The organism is Kribbella pittospori (assembly GCF_004331465.1).
In the GTDB taxonomy this organism is placed as follows: Bacteria; Actinomycetota; Actinomycetes; order Propionibacteriales; family Kribbellaceae; genus Kribbella; species Kribbella pittospori.
The window spans coordinates 179,793-194,939 of sequence record NZ_SJKB01000011.1 but is presented as its reverse complement, the minus strand read 5'-3'; the positions used below and the strand labels follow the sequence as shown (position 1 = coordinate 194,939).

The 15,147-nt window shown below is 67.6% G+C and carries 14 protein-coding genes and 1 tRNA gene; 7 read left to right on the top strand and 8 right to left on the bottom strand.

Annotated features, from left to right (window positions below):
- Positions 1-23 precede the first annotated feature (23 nt).
- Positions 24-2,240, bottom strand: coding sequence for an RNA polymerase recycling motor ATPase HelR (gene helR / locus E0H73_RS31760; protein ID WP_238164400.1), 2,217 nt, complete (start codon positions 2,238-2,240; stop codon positions 24-26).
- Between the two features lie 723 nt (positions 2,241-2,963).
- Entirely contained in the window at positions 2,964-3,752 is a 789-nt protein-coding gene (locus E0H73_RS31755) for a phosphotransferase (protein WP_165555898.1), read from the bottom strand.
- 141 nt (positions 3,753-3,893) lie between these two features.
- Here E0H73_RS31755 and E0H73_RS31750 point away from each other — a divergent pair, with 141 nt between their 5' ends.
- The gene (locus tag E0H73_RS31750) at positions 3,894-4,337 is read left to right on the top strand and encodes an SRPBCC domain-containing protein (protein ID WP_131362510.1); all 444 of its coding nucleotides are present in this window, start codon (positions 3,894-3,896) and stop codon (positions 4,335-4,337) included.
- A 73-nt stretch (positions 4,338-4,410) separates the two neighbouring features.
- Positions 4,411-5,394: an aldo/keto reductase gene (locus tag E0H73_RS31745; RefSeq protein WP_131362508.1), complete on the top strand. Its 984-nt coding sequence runs from the start codon at positions 4,411-4,413 to the stop codon at positions 5,392-5,394.
- 94 nt (positions 5,395-5,488) lie between these two features.
- Here the strand turns inward: E0H73_RS31745 and E0H73_RS31740 are convergent.
- A tRNA-Ser gene (locus E0H73_RS31740) sits at positions 5,489-5,580 on the bottom strand.
- Positions 5,581-5,830: 250 nt separating this feature from the next.
- Here E0H73_RS31740 and E0H73_RS31735 point away from each other — a divergent pair.
- The 3 genes from E0H73_RS31735 to E0H73_RS31725 all read left to right on the top strand — a co-directional run bounded on the left by E0H73_RS31735 (position 5,831) and on the right by E0H73_RS31725 (position 9,051).
- Entirely contained in the window at positions 5,831-7,066 is a 1,236-nt protein-coding gene (locus tag E0H73_RS31735; RefSeq protein WP_131362506.1) for an MFS transporter, read from the top strand.
- A 152-nt stretch (positions 7,067-7,218) separates the two neighbouring features.
- Complete coding sequence (locus E0H73_RS31730; protein ID WP_131362504.1) at positions 7,219-8,436, top strand: MFS transporter; 1,218 nt, start codon at positions 7,219-7,221, stop codon at positions 8,434-8,436.
- Positions 8,437-8,502: 66 nt separating this feature from the next.
- A complete protein-coding gene (locus E0H73_RS31725; protein ID WP_131362502.1) occupies positions 8,503-9,051 on the top strand; it encodes a pyridoxamine 5'-phosphate oxidase family protein in 549 nt (182 codons plus the stop codon).
- Here E0H73_RS31725 and E0H73_RS31720 read toward each other — a convergent pair.
- The 3 genes from E0H73_RS31720 to E0H73_RS31710 form a co-directional block, all read right to left on the bottom strand.
- The gene (locus E0H73_RS31720; protein ID WP_131362500.1) at positions 9,018-9,626 is read right to left on the bottom strand and encodes an aspartate racemase/maleate isomerase family protein; all 609 of its coding nucleotides are present in this window, start codon (positions 9,624-9,626) and stop codon (positions 9,018-9,020) included. The two genes, E0H73_RS31725 and E0H73_RS31720, sit on opposite strands and share 34 nt — an antisense overlap.
- 97 nt (positions 9,627-9,723) lie before the next feature.
- Positions 9,724-10,278 carry a dihydrofolate reductase family protein gene (locus E0H73_RS31715; protein WP_131362498.1) on the bottom strand — a complete coding sequence of 185 codons (555 nt, stop codon included), beginning with the start codon at positions 10,276-10,278 and terminating at the stop codon, positions 9,724-9,726.
- Between the two features lie 351 nt (positions 10,279-10,629).
- Positions 10,630-11,298 (bottom strand): Type 1 glutamine amidotransferase-like domain-containing protein, encoded by a 669-nt coding sequence (locus E0H73_RS31710; RefSeq protein WP_131362496.1) that lies wholly within the window; start codon positions 11,296-11,298, stop codon positions 10,630-10,632.
- 361 nt (positions 11,299-11,659) lie between these two features.
- Here E0H73_RS31710 and E0H73_RS31705 point away from each other — a divergent pair, with 361 nt between their 5' ends.
- Complete coding sequence (locus tag E0H73_RS31705; RefSeq protein WP_131362494.1) at positions 11,660-12,262, top strand: gamma carbonic anhydrase family protein; 603 nt, start codon at positions 11,660-11,662, stop codon at positions 12,260-12,262.
- Here E0H73_RS31705 and E0H73_RS31700 read toward each other — a convergent pair.
- A complete protein-coding gene (locus E0H73_RS31700; protein WP_202867648.1) occupies positions 12,249-13,241 on the bottom strand; it encodes an EamA family transporter in 993 nt (330 codons plus the stop codon). The genes E0H73_RS31705 and E0H73_RS31700 overlap by 14 nt on opposite strands.
- A gap of 85 nt (positions 13,242-13,326) precedes the next feature.
- On the opposite strand from E0H73_RS31700, the gene E0H73_RS31695 reads away from it, so the two are divergent.
- Positions 13,327-14,238, top strand: a complete 912-nt coding sequence (locus E0H73_RS31695) for a LysR family transcriptional regulator (protein WP_131362492.1) — start codon at positions 13,327-13,329, stop codon at positions 14,236-14,238.
- Here E0H73_RS31695 and E0H73_RS31690 read toward each other — a convergent pair.
- A complete protein-coding gene (locus E0H73_RS31690) occupies positions 14,225-15,130 on the bottom strand; it encodes a sucrase ferredoxin (RefSeq protein ID WP_165555897.1) in 906 nt (301 codons plus the stop codon). The genes E0H73_RS31695 and E0H73_RS31690 overlap by 14 nt on opposite strands.
- Positions 15,131-15,147 lie beyond the last annotated feature (17 nt).

Here is a 15,147-nt window from a genome sequence, read left to right as displayed (position 1 = left end):
AATTGCTTCCTCAATTCAGAGATTCAGCTGGTCAGGATGATGAGTTGTTGGGTTGCTCGGGTCATTGCGACGTACCGGTCGACGGCTCCTTCGATTCCCTCGCCGAAGGTTTCCGGGTCGATCAGGATGACCAGGTCGAACTCCAGGCCCTTCGCGAGGACCGGTGTCAGTGAACGGATCCGTGCATCGACCGGCACCCCGGCAGGCGTCGTACCGTCCGCGGTGATCACGCACGCGACACCATCGTGCTGGCCGGCGAGCCAACTCTCGAGGATCCCACCGAGGTCGGCGATCGGACCGTGGACAACCGGGTGATCGCCGTGGCGGATGGACGTCGGCACATTCGCGTCCGGCAGGGCGGCCCGGATCACCGGCTCGGCTTCGGCCATGACCTGATCCGGAGTCCGATAGTTGACCGTCAACGTCGCCAGCTTGATCTGATCGAGTCCGACCCGCTCGAGCCGCTCCTGCCAGGACTCGGTGAAGCCGTGCCGGGCCTGCGCTCGGTCCCCGACGATCGTGAAGCTGCGCGACGGGCAGCGCAGCAACAACATCTGCCACTCCGCATCGGTCAGCTCCTGCGCCTCGTCCACCACGACATGCGCGAACGGACCGGCCAGCAGATCCGGATCGGCCGCCGACAGCCCGGCCTCGTCGACGAGCGCTTCGTGAAAGTCCTCACCGCGCAGCATCGACACCAGCCCCTCGCCGAACTCGTCGCCGCCGGCCTCGATCAGATTGTCGACAACCCCATCCATCCGCTCCCGCTCAGCAGCCGCCGCGGCCTGCCGCCGACGCCGCCGCCGGGACGCCTCCGGATCACCGAGCCGCTGCCGCGCGGCATCCAGCAGCGGCAGGTCGGACACCGTCCACGCCTGTACGTCGGACCGCTGCAGCAGCCTGACCTCCTCGGGCGAGAGCCACGGCGCACACCTGCGCAGGTACGCCGGCACCGACCACAGATCCCCGACCAGGTCGTACGGATCGATCAACGGCCAGGCCTTGTCGAACGCCGTCCGCAACTCCTCGTTCTGCTCCAGCGATCGGCGCAGTAGCTCCTCGGAAACGTCGTCGTCCTCGTACTCCTCCTCGTGCTTGTCGATCAGGATCGTGAGCAGTTCGTCCCAGACCTCGTCGCGCGCCAGGTTGTGCGGCGTACCGGGGTCCGCGGCTCCGAACGCCTCGGCCCAGTTCGCCGTACTCAGATAGATCTCGGACCAGTGCGTCACGACCGTCATCGGCTTGGTCGGCGCCTCCTCGTACAGGGCGACGGCCGGCTCGATCGCCTTCACCATGCCGGCGGACGATTTCAGCCTGGCCACCTCGGGATCGGCCTCAGCAGGAACCGAAGCACCCTCGGGAACCAGGTCCCGCAGCGTGCACGTCTGCACCCCGTCCTCGCCCAGACTCGGCAGCACATCGCCGACGTACGCCAGGTACGGCTGATGCGGACCGACGAACAGTACGCCGCCGCGCCGCTGGTCCAGCCGCGGATCCGAGTAGAGCAGGTACGCCGAACGGTGCAGTGCGACGACCGTCTTCCCGGTGCCCGGACCGCCGCCGACAATCAGCGCACCCCGGGAGCCGGCCCGGATGATCGCGTCCTGATCTGCCTGGATCGTGCCGAGGACGTCGCGCATCCGGGGCGACCGGCTGCTGCCCAGGCTGGCGACGAATGCGGACTGGTCGTCGAGCGCGGCGGCATGACGGGCGAACTCGTCGGCCGTGAACACCTCGTCCCAGTAGTCGGTGATCCGGCCGCGGGTCCAGCGGTACCGGCGGCGGCTGAGCAGGCCCATCGGGTTGCCGTGTGTCGCTCCGAAGAACGGCTCGGCGGCCGGGGACCGCCAGTCGATCAGCAGCCGGCGGCCGTCGCTGTCGGTCAGGCCGAGCCGGCCGATGTACACCGGCTGCTCGGGGTCGTCCGCGCTGACGATGTGACCGAGGCACAGGTCCAGCCCGAACCGACGCAGGGTTCGCAGCCGGCTGGTCAGCCGGTGTACCTCGAGGTCGCGGTCCATCGCGCCCTGACCGATGCCGCCGGCCTCCTTCCGGGTCTCGTCGAGACGGGCGGACAGCTCGGCGATCGACCGCTGGAGCGACTCGGCAATGGCCGCGAAATGCTTGTCGTCACCGGCGATCAGCGCCGGTTCGGCTTTGGCAGTGAGGTTCTCGGGAAGGTCGAACGCACTGGTGGACAGGGTTTCTTCACCTCGAAGGTCCGAAGGATTGATGGCCACGGCCGACGATTGTGAAGCATCACCCGGGGCTTGCGGCAAGCCCCGGTCTCCGTTATAAGTTGTAAATGGAAGGGAGCACCTGCTCACCTTCCTTTTTTCTGCCCTCAACCGGCAGTTGCAAGACCACCCAGCCGCCCATCGACTCGAAGCCGAGTAGGGCGTTGACCGCCCGCATGTGCGCGGTCTCCTCAGCATTCCACGCGTCAACAACGGGCAGGTCGTTGCCCGCACGTACGCATGGTTGCCAACTTCACGATCAGACCTAGCCGCCCACGCCGGTGCCCGAGCTCGACGATCGTGACCCCTGCCGCGCGTAAGTGTCGTCGTCCGTCTCGAACCACAGCTTGGTGCGGGCAACGCCTTGGCGAGCATCGCCTCGTCGTCCTCCGAGTGGTCGGCGATCCGGCACTGGGACCTGATGCTCGTGGCGCCGGCCCGTTGCCGTTTGCCAGGACGTCGAATAGCCGGGGAGACAGCTGCTGGCATCGCGCGTGTGCAGGCGGCTGAACAGCATCGTGGGGTGTCGGGATGGTGCTCCGGTGGAACGGCGTAGGCGGTGTCGCCAGCATCCGAGGACGTGGAAGCGGGTGAGCGCCGTTCCGGCGGTGGTCGGGGCCTGTACGGTCGACGATCGCGGCGATGAGCCTGTCACCTGGTCTTGCGTGCTTGGTCGGCCGGCTTCGTCGGGTCGCGGGCTGTGCCAGCGGGTCAAGCGGGTGCGCGTTAGAGGAGGGCTGTGGCGAACTGGTCGTAGTGGGCGGTCCACCAGCGGCGCCGGCGGTCGTACTTCTCGATGCCTCCCGTCCGGTGCAGCGTCGCGACGGTGTTCGGGCCGCCCTCGTCGATGCTGCGCCGCGCAGCTGCTTCGATGCGGGCGAGGGCATCGTTCATGGCGGTGAGCAGCTCTGCCCGGCCGCCCCGGTCCAGTCCGTAGGCGTCGGCGACGAGTCGTAACCGCGCCGGCCGGTCGGCGGGCCGCCAGCCGATCCGGTCCTGGTCGAAGTCGTCCTCGATCGGTACGCAGAGGCGGGCGAGCTGGGCGACGTCGTAGATAGCGCGGCCCGGGGCGGCAAACTCGAAGTCGATCAGCGCAACGGCGATGCCGTCACGGAAGACGACGTTCGAGGGCTCCACGTCGTTGTGGCACACGAGCGTCCCGCCCGCAGGGTCAGCCAGACTGTCGTTCCAGGTGAAACCCTCAGGGTCGAACCGGCGGGCGGCGTCGTGCAGCCCGCGTAGCAGCCTGGCGATGGACGCCAGCGCGGTGTCGGACTGGCTCCACTCCGGATAGGGCGCCACGGGGACCTCGCCATCGATGAACACGAGACGCTCGCGTCCGTCCTCGTCGATGCCGACAGGTATCGGGGCACCCTCAAATCCCGCGCTTCTCACCGCCCGCAGGAAGGCGTGAATCGAACCCGAGTGCGGACTCGACGGACGAAGCACATGCGGACCGACACGGACGACCCGACCCGCGTTCGCAATCCCGCCATCGAGCTGCTGCTCCGCCACACCGCCACCTTGACAGACAGGTTGGTGCAGCCGCCACGAGGTGAAGTGCGACGGCTATCTTCACTGAACCTGTCAAACGCTCCGACTCCGCCGCCCTGTCCGCCCCGATGAGTTCTCGGACCCTCTTCCGTCTCTACACGTATGACTGCTCATCAGACATTCACCGTTCGACACGTACTCGAGGTACGTCCGGCTCAGGTGTTCAGGGCGTTCGCGGATCCGAAGGCGAAGGCAGCGTGGTCGTTGGGCCCGGCTGACTGGAGTCCGCGCTATGAGCTGGATCTTCGCGTGGGCGGACACGAGATCTTCTGTGGCGGCCCACCCGACGGCGAGGTCCACACAATCGAGGCTCGGTACCTGGACGTTGTAGCCGACGAGCGCATCGTCTACGCGTACGACGTCCGAGTCAACGACACCCGAGCGGTCGCAGCGCTAGCCACCATCCAGTTCATGCCAACCCCACCGGGAACGACGATCGTGTGGACAGAGCAGGCCGCATTCCTGCACGACGGGGATCACAGCCTCTTCGAGCGCCATCTGCAGAACGTTGTTCGCTCCCTTGCCCGCTACCTGGCGTCGGCCTAGGCGGTGGTGACCCAGGTCAGAAGGTCTTCGGAGCTTGACCTAGAGTGCGCTCCAAGTCCTAAGGTTCGCCGGTATGAAGCGGAGACCTCTTGGACGCTCTGGAATTCAGGTCAGCGCCGTCGGCCTGGGAGCCTGGTCCATCGGCGGGCCGATCACACGAGACGGGAAACCGGTCTCGTGGGGCGAGGTTGACGACGACGAGTCGATCAGCGCCATACATCGCGCCCTCGAGTTGGGCGTGACGTTCTTCGACACCGCGGATGCATACGGTGCCGGGCACAGTGAACGTGTTCTCGGGCGCGCCGTCGCCGGCCGGCGGGATCGGGTGGTCATCGCGACGAAGTTCGGCCACCTTTACAACGAGACGCAGCGTACGCTGGCCGGCACCGACACCTCACCTGATTACATCCGCCGGGCGTGCGAGGCGTCCCTGCGGAGGCTGGACACCGACTACATCGACCTGTACCAGCTGCATTGCGGCACCGACTCCGACACGGAGACCCTGGCGATCCGTGGCATGCTCGAGGAGCTGGTCGAGGCAGGCAAGATCCGGGCGTACGGATGGAGCACGGACGACGTCGTGCAGGCCGAGCTCTTCTCGGGCGGGGACAATTGCGCGGCGATCCAGCACGACATGAACCTGCTGCAGGATGCCCCTGACATGGTGGCAAGCTGCGAGACGCACGACCTGGCAAGTGTCAACCGTGGCCCGCTGGCGCGAGGTCTGCTAACGGGGAAGTTCACGGCCGACTCGCGCTTGCCCGACGACGACCTGCGCTCACGGAACTTCGACTGGATGCGGCACTTCGTCGACGGCAGGCCGAACCCCGACTCGCTCGCGAAACTCGATGCCGTACGCGAGATCCTGCGCAGTGACGGCCGATCGCTCGCGCAGGGCTCGCTCGCCTGGATCTGGGCGCGCAGCGACTGCACCATTCCCATTCCGGGCTTCAAGACCGTGGCACAGGTCGAGGACAACGCCGGCGCCCTGGCGCACGGCCCGCTCACGCCCGATCAGATGACCGAAATCGAAACCCTGCTGAGGCCCGCAAGCTGACCGATGCTGACTGCTCGTTCGTCTGACAGCAGAAGACAGAGGTTGCAGGCCCGTACAGGGCCCGAATGGCCGTACGGCGATTCCATCGGTCTGTTGGCGGAGGGTGTGGGATTCGAACCCACGATGACGGTCACCCGCCATACCGGTTTTCAAGACCAGCGCACTCGGCCACTATGCGAACCCTCCAGGCGACGTGGTCGCCGATCGTGAGGATAGCAATGCGCGTGCGGAGGCGGGGGTGGGCCGGTAGGGTCTCGGCAGAGGCGGACGGGCCGCCTGGGGTACGGACGGAGGTGAGGGCAATGTCTCGGTCGATCGAGGACATGGCACGCACCGTCCGGTCGGCGCGCTGATCTGCCGCTGACCGGGCCGGTTGCCGGCGTCGGAGTGACGTCGGTCGTTCCGGTTGTTCCGTCATGCCCTCTGGAGCTCTCGTATGCCTTCCCTCCGTACGTTCCTGCTGCCGTCCGAGCTCGGATCCGACTTCCGCAAGATCTGGCCGGCCGCGATCATCTCGAACCTCGGCGACGGCGCCATGCTCGCCGCCGGCCCGCTGCTGGTCGCCTCGATCACCACCGAGCCGGCCGCGGTCGGTGCGGCCGCGTTCATCCAGCAGTTGCCCTGGCTGCTGTTCGCACTGTTCAGCGGCGCCCTCGTCGACCGGCTCGACCGCCGGCTGATGATCGTTGCCGCTGACACCTTTCGCGCGATCGTCATCGGCGCTCTCGGTGCCGCCGTACTGCTCGGCCATGCACCCCTGTGGGCGATCTACGTCGCCCTCTTCCTCCTCGGTACGGCGGAGACGCTCGCCGACAACGCATCCGGTGCGCTGCTCGTGGACGCCGTACCGAAGGACCATCTGGGCAAGGCGAATGCGCGTCTGTTCGCCAGTGGCACAGTGCTGCAGCAGCTCGGCGGTCCGCCGCTTGGCGCGTTGCTGTTCGCGGTCGGGGCCGGAGTACCGCTCGTGTTCAACGCCGTCACCTTCGGCGCCGCGGCCGCCCTGATCGCGCGAGTCGCCGTACGTCCGCTGCCGGCCGAGTCCGCAGGTACGGCGCTCTGGGCCGAAGTGCGCGTCGGAGTCCGCTGGCTGTGGCAGCACGCGGGCGTGCGGACGCTGGCATGCTCGATCCTGGTCATGAACATCACCTTCTGCGCCGCGTTCGCGACCTGGGTGCTGTACGCGCGGGAGCGGCTGGGACTCACCGAGACGCAGTTCGGCCTGCTGGTGTCGGTCGGCGCGATCGGCGGCGTACTCGGTATGCCGGTGTACCACGTGCTCGAACCGCGGGTCGGCTCACTGACCCTGCTGCGGGCCGGACTGGTCATCGAGACAACGGTCCACCTCATCCTGGCGCTCACCCGGAGCCCGTGGGTGGTAGGCGGGACTATGGCGGTGTTCGGCGTGCACGCGGTGGTGTGGGGCATCGTCTCGACGACTGCGCGCCAGTTGGCGACGCCGGAGCCGCTGATGGGCCGGGTCAACAGCGTGTACCTGCTGGCGTCGGTCGGTGGTGCTGCGATCGGCTCCGCGCTGGGCGGCGTACTCGCGCAGCGGTTCGGACTGGCCGCGCCGTTCGCCACTGCCTTCGTGGCGATGGTGCTGATGACGGCTGTCGCGTGGCGTCCGCTACGGCATGTGTCCGTACGACGGGTGGTCGCAGCGGACTGAAAGCCCAGCGAAAACGTCTGGAGGCACCCGGCAACCGTTTGCTACTGTTTTCGGCCGAGAGCCCCAACTGTAGTCAGGGAACGCCCCTGGTGGAGTGGTCTCGTAGCCAGCGCTGCGAGTGGGCCGAGTCGATGCGATCGGAGCACTCTGTCATGCCTACAGCTACGTCCCTCGGCCTCCCGAACGTCCGCGGCCGCGTACCGCTGCTCGCCGGGCTGGCGATCGACTCGTTCGGCGGCGGCTGCGCCGGACCACTGCTACTGCTGTTCTTCGTCCGGGTCGTCGACATCCCACTCGGGACAGCGGGAGTGCTACTGACCGTTGCGACGCTGTTCTCCATCGCGGCACCGGCCGCAGTGGCTGTGGTGATCGACAAGGTCGGGCCGCGCAACCTGGTGGTCATCGCACAGTTCGCCCAGGGCCTCGCGTTCACCGGATTCTTCTTCGGCCGGTCGGTCTGGCTGGTGTTCCTGTGCGCACTGCTGACGACCAGCGGCCAGCGAGTGTTCTGGTCCGCGATCTTCAGCCTGCTCGCTGATGTCGCCGACGAGGGCGACCGAGACAGGTGGTTCGGACTCGGGGGCATGATGCAGGCCGCCGGCTTCGGCCTCGGCGCACTGACTGCCGGTGCGCTGCTGGCCATAGGCGGCGATGCGCCGTTCCTGATCGCCATGGCGGTCAACGCGGTGACGTTCTACCTGGCCGGCTTCCTGCTGCTGCGCCTGAACGCGGCTCACCACAAGCGCGCCGTTCAGGACACCGGTCCGGCGCCGCTGCTACGCAAGGACAAGGCGTTCCTCGTGCTGATCGGTGCCAACACGCTGCTGGCCCTCTGCACGATGCTGCTGGGCGTCGGACTACCGGTGTACGTCGCTGAAGCGTTGCCGGCACCCAAGTGGTTGATCGGTGTGTTGCTGGCCGCGGTGTCCGTCGTACTGGCGACCGGGCAGACCCTGGTGGTGCGGCACACCGAGAAGCGCCGCCGTACCAACGTGATCATCGTTGCCGGTCTGGCGTGGGCGGTGTGGGGCGTGCTGATGGCCTCACTGCTGCGTGTCCCGACCGCACTGGTTGTGCCGGGGTTGATCCTGGCTACAGCGGTGTTCGCGTTCGGCGACGTACTGCATGCAGCGACCGGCAACGCGCTGGCAGCAGCGGTGGCGCCGGTGGTGGGGAACGGGAAGTACCTCTCCTACTGGCAGTACTCCTTCACCTTCGCCAGCATCCTGGTCCCGGCGTTCTTCGCGCAGCTCTTCGAGATGCAGCACGAGCTCCCCTGGCTGGGCATTTCCCTCCTGGCGCTGATCGCGGCCGCCACGATCCTCATTCTCGACCGGGTCTTCCCCCACTCGACCACGCAGCGCCAGTAACCCGCCTTCCTGTCGGTGGCCGGTGATAGGCCAGACAGGTAGGTGTTCCTCGAGGAGAGGAGAGTCATGCGGTGGGAAGAGTTGGAGTCGAATCAGCCGCGGCTGGCGGACCTGGGACGTGACCGGCTGCTCGGGCCGGGCGTCGTACTCGTCGGGACCGTTCGGCGCGACGGCACACCACGCATCAGCCCGGTGGAGCCGTGGGTCATGGCCGGAGATCTCTGGTTGTCGATGATGTGGGGCTCGACCAAGGCGAAGGACCTCGGCCGCGACCCGCGCGTCCTCGTGCACAGCATCATCACCGGTCGCGACGGCAGCGAGGGCGAGTTCAAGGTGCGTGGACAAGCGCGGGGCGAGGACGACGAGTCGGTGCAGCGCCAGTACGCCGAGGAGGTAGCGGCCGGCCTCGGCTGGCGACCCGAGCCCGGGAAGTTTCACCTGTTCGCGGTGGACATCTCCGACGTCACCTTCGTCCGGTACGTCGAAGCCACCGGCGACCAGTTCGTGACGCGCTGGCCGGCCGGACGCGAGTTCGTACGACGCGGGACGGGAGCGACCACGGTTGGTGAACCCGAGCCCTATCAGGACCTGCTCGACCTGAGAAGTCTCCCGTAGCCGTTGATCTGGAGTGTCGTCCGGGTCGCGGCCAGGATCGAGTAGAGCAGCACTTGGTTCGCCTCCACGACCAGTTGGCCGGTGCGGTGTTCCAGCGTCTCGATGGCTTGGGCAGCACGAAAGCCGTTGCCTGCAATGAAGATTGCCTCGGTCGATGCACCCTCATGGCTGCTGACCCAGTCGATCACGTGCTCGGGCCGCACCCGCTCGGGCTTCTTGGGAATCGACGTCGCGGTCGAGACCGCGACGTCGATTCCCTGCCTGCGGAAGTACGCAGCGGCGAGGTCGGCCATGTCGTCGTCGAACCATGGTGGATGGACGACGGCGACTCGGCGTACGCCGAAGGCCCCTAACGCCAGCGTGGTCGCGATACCGCTGGTCACGACCGGGACCTTCGACAGTTGGTGCAAGCGTTCGACCAGCTCGAGTTCGGCGGCGCGCCCGAGCGTGTACCCGGTCGTCGTCGAGGCGTAGGCGATGACGTCGACCGATGCCTCGCAGAGCCGTGCGACCGCCGGTTGCAGGGCCGCAGGCTCGGTTCGCTCGACCACCACCTCGAGACTCGCCGGCGCCATCTCGGGCAGCTCAACCTCAGGTCCTGCTGATACATGCGGCGTCAGCACGCCGACCCTCAGCACCCTACGTCCGGTCGCCTGCACAGTGCCCGCCTCGTCAGCCGCGCTGCGGTCGATAGATCTGCACAACGACGCCACTGGGGAACGATGTGCTCTCGACCAGTTCAAGGTGCCGCGCCTCCGGCAACTGGTCGAACAGCGCATTTCCGCGGCCCAGAACCAGTGGCTGGACCAGCAGGCGATACTCGTCGATCAGGTCCGCCGCCGCCAGAGCGCCCGCCAGCGTGCTACCGCCCCAGACGATCACGTCCGAGCCGGGCTCTGCCTTGATGTCGGCGACCTCGGTTGCGAGGTCGCCCCGCGCGACCCGGGTTTCGGGCCAGGTCGCCTCGTCGTCGCTGAGCGTCTTCGAGAACACGACCTTGGGGATCGTGTTCATCGGCGCCGCGTAGGGGTCGTCGGACTGCGGCCAGAAGGACGACATCTCCTGGTAGGTGACACGGCCCATGAGGTGCGCACCGGCCTTGCTGATCCGGTCCAGCTTCCACTTCTTCAGCTCAGCGCCCTCTGGGATCGCGCCCCCTGGGTGCTCACGGTCGCTGCCGACGAACCCGTCCAGCGACATCGACATGTAAAGGATGACGTTCCGCATGACTCCCTCTCGTTGGTGCTTACTCCTGTCCTGACGTTCGCAGCCGGGTCAGCAGGTATCAACACCGGCTTGGGGCACGCACCATGCAACGTGAATTCACGCTGGCCGACATCGAGCCGCGAGAACTCTTGTCCGGGAGCCTCGTCCTGAACGAGGCGGTCAAGCTCAGCGGCGGGGTACGAACACCTCGCCCGCGACGCCTTCCTGGCCACTGTCGAACACGTCGCCAAGTCACACCCACACCTGGCCGCGGGCCCAACGCGGCAGAGCGGTCTGGCTATGCCGTCGGTCGGCAGCGTGACCCAGCACGACGCCCAGGAGTCGCTGGGACACGCAGGTAGCAGTTGGCGGCTATGCGGGGAAGGCCTTCCAGTGTCCTTCGGAGATGACCTCGACGGTGCCGTCGGTCACTTTGATGGCGGTCTGGTCGTCGATGGCGTACGCCGGACCTGCGATGTCGGCGGCCCACTTTTCCGCGTCGGCCATGGTGTTCCCCGGCATGAGCTCGTGGTCCAGGTGCGGGTAGATCGAGAAGTCGACGACCCCGAGCGTGCGGTCGTCCGGCGCAGAAGGCCAGTTGACGAAGTCGTTACCGATCCGCGGTGTCATCACCATGCTGCCGGCACTGAGCCCTACCCAGACCGTCTCGGGTAGCGACGAGATGACCTCCGACAGCCCTGACTCCCGCATCCAGTGGTACAGGTACGTCGCGTCGCCGCCGTCCACCAGGAGCACGTCTGCCTCTCGGACCCACGGCATCCACCGCTCCTCGCCGATGCTGGGCAGCGCGGTGAGCTCCAGAACGCCCAAGGACGCCCAGCCCAGGCTGGTCATCATGTGCCACGGAGGCTCGCCGGCGACGGAGCCTCGCACCGAGACGGGCCCGAGTATCGGGTGGCCCCACTGCGCCGTGGGGATGCAGAGCGCACCGGACTCGGAGATCGGCTTGCCCAGCAGATCGACCAGCGCATCGCGGATGCTCTCGTTCGTAACGCCTCCGGATGTGAGAAGGAGCTTCACAACGCCTCCTGAGTTGAGTGCGACGGATTCGTGCGACATAGGCACCGCGGATGCGTCATCGCCTGACTCCTTGTTTGACCTGTGGCGCCCTCGACCGGCCACCGTCGAACACGTGCACCCACATCCTGCCCGAAAGTCTCACGCACAGCAGTTGCAGGCAATCGAACATCTGTTCTAATGTTTCCCCAGTTCGCGGTTCTCCACCCCGGACGTCCGGCCGGCCGAACCTCCCACCTCCGACGTGGACCGGCTCTCCGGACACCGCCGCCCGGGTAGTGAGGGCCCGGGCTGTGGAGATCCGCACACGATCGGGTACAGGCTCACGGAAGACAGGTGATGCTCAACGGAGGGACAATGCGCGATGCTGCTCGAACACCGCGGCCGACGACCGGTCGTGCCCGAATCCGCTTATGTCGCACCATCCGCAGTCCTCTGTGGCGCCGTCGTCCTGGGCGAAGGCAGCAGAGTCCTGCACGGTGCCGTACTGACCGCGGAGAACGGTGAGATCCATGTCGGTGCGAACAGCGTGGTGATGGAGAACGCCCTGGTGCGCGGCCGGGCGAGTCATCCCACCCTGCTCGGTGACGCGGTCCTGGTAGGTCCCCATGCACACGTCAACGGCGCCACGGTCGAGGACGAAGTCTTCATCGCCACGGGCGCCGCGTTGTTCCCCGGTTCTGTCGCCGGCGCGGGCGCGGAACTCCGGATCAACAGCGTGCTGCACGTGAACTCGCGCCTGGAACCCGGCACGGTCCTCCCGATCGGATGGATTGCCGTCGGCAACCCGGCCCAACTCTTCGCCCCCGATCGGCACGAAGAGTTCTGGCCCATCCAGCGCGACCTGGACTTCCCCGGCACCGTCTACAACGTCCCCCGCGGAACGTCGATGCGCGACATCATGAGCCGCCAATCCACCTTCTACGGCAGCCACCTGTCGGACCGGGAGCTACCTAGCCCGGACTGAGTACGCCGGGCTGTTCGGTCGACTGTGGTGGGCTTGGACGGTGGGGCGCGGAGGTGCGCTCTGCGCCCATGCCGGCCAGGACGACGAAGACGATGCCGAAGACGGGGAGCAGGCCTGGCAGCTGATGAAGGATAAGCCAACCGACGAGGAGGGCCAGCGCTGGTTCCAGGCTCATGAGTGTGCCGAACACGCCTGCGTCCAGGCGACGCAGGGCCAGGTACTCCAGGGTGAACGGGATGACCGGGAGCAGGAGCGCCAGGCCGAAGCCGATGGCGACCAGATCCCAGGTCATCAGCGGGATCGTGCTCGGCCCGGCAACGATGGTCGCGACCACGGCCGCGACCGGGATCGACACGCCCAGACCCTGAAGGCCGGAGACGTTGTCGCCCACATGCTGGGTGAGCAGGATGTACGCCGCCCAGCACACGGCCGCGCCCAGTGCGAACAGCACGCCGAGCCCATCCAGCGATCCACCGACCGGCACCCCCGACTCATGCGCCCCCGACGCCGAGCCGCCGACGAATCGCCAAGGTTGGGTCAGCAGCATCACTCCGACGAACGCCAACGCAGGCCACACCAGCCCGGCGCGCCGTCCCCCGAAGCCGCGTAGCCCGGGGACCCGGACCGCGGTGGGTTGCCGCGCGTTGCGCACGACGGCGACGCTCAACGGTCCGAGGAACTCCAAGGCGCTGGCCACGCCGAGCGGGATCCGGGCTGCCGCAGCCATGAAGAGAAGCGTCACGCCGCCGGTGGCGATGCCCAGGCCGACGGCGGCGAGAAGGGAACGGCGATCGAACGAGCGGAGCCGGGGACGGAACAGGACCAGCACGATCACCGCCGCGAAGGACAACCGCAGCCACGCCGCACCCTCGGGGCCGAGGCGGTCGAACAGGCTGACCGATACGGAGAGACCGAGCTGGACGCAACTCATCGACATGACGGCGAACGCCACGCCGGTGCGGCTCTCACGGGTGGTCATGCCCTCCAGTGAAGCTCGCGAATCCGTTCGCGTCCACGTGAGAATCATGGACATACCGTTCGGGATCAATGAACAATAGGGGATCATGGATGTACGCCGTCTCGAGCTCCTGCTGGCGTTGTCCCGACTCGGGTCCATGCGCGCCGTCGCGGAGACCCTCGGAGTGACGACTTCGACCGTGTCCCAGCAGATCGCTGCGCTCGCCCACGAGGTCGGCACACCGCTGCTTGAGCCCGACGGACGCCGAGTCCGGCTGACCCCGGCCGGCCAGCGATTGGCCGGGCACGCAGTGGACATCGTCGCCGCGGTCGAGGCGGCCCGTGCTGACCTCGACCCCTCGTCCAGACCGGCTGGAACGGTTCGCGTGGCTGCATTCCACACCGCGATCCGGGACACGGTGCTGCCCGTCGTACAGCGGCTCGCCTCCGCGCATCCCGACGTGCGGCTGGAGATCCAGGAGCAGGAGCCGCCCGAGGCGCTGACGCTGCTCGAGCGCGATCAGGTCGATCTCGCGGTGAGCTACGACTACAACCTGGCGCCGGCGAACGTCGACCCTGGCCTCGAGATCACCCGGCTGTGGCACGCGACGTGGGGACTCGGCGTGCCGTCCCGCTCCCGGCGTACCTCGGGAACCACAGCCGAGGTTGCCGCTGCGTTCGCGGACAGCGACTGGATCGTGAACTCCCGCCACTCCGGAGACGAGCAGGTCGTGCGGACCATCGCCTCGCTGGCCGGCTTCGAGCCACGCATCACCCACCGCGCCGACAGCCTCCCGCTGGTCCGGGACATGATCGTCGCGGGCCTTGGCGTCGCGCTGCTTCCGATCGGCAGCCTGAAGGCCCCGGGCATCTCGGTACGCCGGTTGCGCGATCCGGTGCCGACGTTCCGCACGTACACACTCACCCGCCGCGGCCGAGGCGGATGGGCTCCGCTCGCGTTGGTCCAAGGACTGCTCGAACAGCAGCGGCGAGCGCCGGACGCGGTCAGCTGGACGTGATGCTGTGCAACTGGAAGCGGCGCACCGTGGCCGGTGCGACGCCCGCACACGTCAGCCGCGCATCGATCGTGTCCAGATGTCCGGAGACCTCGACGGTGACCAGACCGGCGTCGTCGGGCAAAGCGAGATCCACCTGCCAATGATGGTCGGCCAGTCCACGAACAGCTTGGGGACGAAGCTCGTCGATGAGGAGTGAGTGACCTGCAGCGCGTGCGAAGTGCTGCGCGGCCTGCACCGGCGGGACGAACGCACCCGATCCACGCAGCAGATCCGGCACCACCCGCCCTTCGTCGTGATGCTTGGCGAGCTCGACCGCGCGAGCAACCGGAACATGTCCGTAGAACAGCCCCTGCGGCAGTACGACGACGTTCGCAGCGAACCGGTCACCGCCGACATGGCTGCACTCCCACGTCCGCTCCGGATACGCACCAGCCAGCGCCGCCGCGACCGGCCGACCACGTACGGCGCAACACGCGTCGTGCCGCCCGTGCGTGCAGACGAGGTACACCGGCTCACGATTGACCGGGCCTGGTTCAGCATCGCCGCGCAGGACGTTCAGCAGATGCTCGTCCGACGGCAGCTCGCCCCACCGGACCGACTCGCGCCCAGGCCGGCAGTCAGCCAGCGCGAACCGGCATGGAGCCGTCCGGTCCAGCCGTCCGTAGCGTCTGATGAGCGCGGGTCGGTACCCCAACTGTCGGCAGAGCCGCGCGACCTCGGCGCCCAAGCCCTCGGGCCGGAGTGCGGCCAGAGCGTCCCGCGGCCATGCGACGCGGGATTCGATCAGCAGCCAGCGCTCGGCCGGTGGTGCGGTCGCGACCATCGAGTCGCCACGGCGGTCCGCCAGTGCGGCACAGCCCGTGTCGGCCCGGTAGCGTCCGTCAGTCACCACGCCAGCCATGCTCACCC

What these genes read in the sequence shown, in the direction of transcription:
- E0H73_RS31750 (WP_131362510.1), top strand. Translation starts at nt 3,894, where the DNA reads ATGACTGCTCATCAGACATTCACCGTTCGACACGTACTCGAGGTACGT.
- E0H73_RS31745 (WP_131362508.1), top strand. Translation starts at nt 4,411, where the DNA reads ATGAAGCGGAGACCTCTTGGACGCTCTGGAATTCAGGTCAGCGCCGTC.
- E0H73_RS31735 (WP_131362506.1), top strand. Translation starts at nt 5,831, where the DNA reads ATGCCTTCCCTCCGTACGTTCCTGCTGCCGTCCGAGCTCGGATCCGAC.
- E0H73_RS31730 (WP_131362504.1), top strand. Translation starts at nt 7,219, where the DNA reads ATGCCTACAGCTACGTCCCTCGGCCTCCCGAACGTCCGCGGCCGCGTA.
- E0H73_RS31725 (WP_131362502.1), top strand. Translation starts at nt 8,503, where the DNA reads ATGCGGTGGGAAGAGTTGGAGTCGAATCAGCCGCGGCTGGCGGACCTG.
- E0H73_RS31720 (WP_131362500.1), bottom strand. Translation starts at nt 9,626, where the DNA reads ATGGCGCCGGCGAGTCTCGAGGTGGTGGTCGAGCGAACCGAGCCTGCG.
- E0H73_RS31715 (WP_131362498.1), bottom strand. Translation starts at nt 10,278, where the DNA reads ATGCGGAACGTCATCCTTTACATGTCGATGTCGCTGGACGGGTTCGTC.
- E0H73_RS31705 (WP_131362494.1), top strand. Translation starts at nt 11,660, where the DNA reads ATGCTGCTCGAACACCGCGGCCGACGACCGGTCGTGCCCGAATCCGCT.
- E0H73_RS31700 (WP_202867648.1), bottom strand. Translation starts at nt 13,241, where the DNA reads ATGACCACCCGTGAGAGCCGCACCGGCGTGGCGTTCGCCGTCATGTCG.
- E0H73_RS31695 (WP_131362492.1), top strand. Translation starts at nt 13,327, where the DNA reads ATGGATGTACGCCGTCTCGAGCTCCTGCTGGCGTTGTCCCGACTCGGG.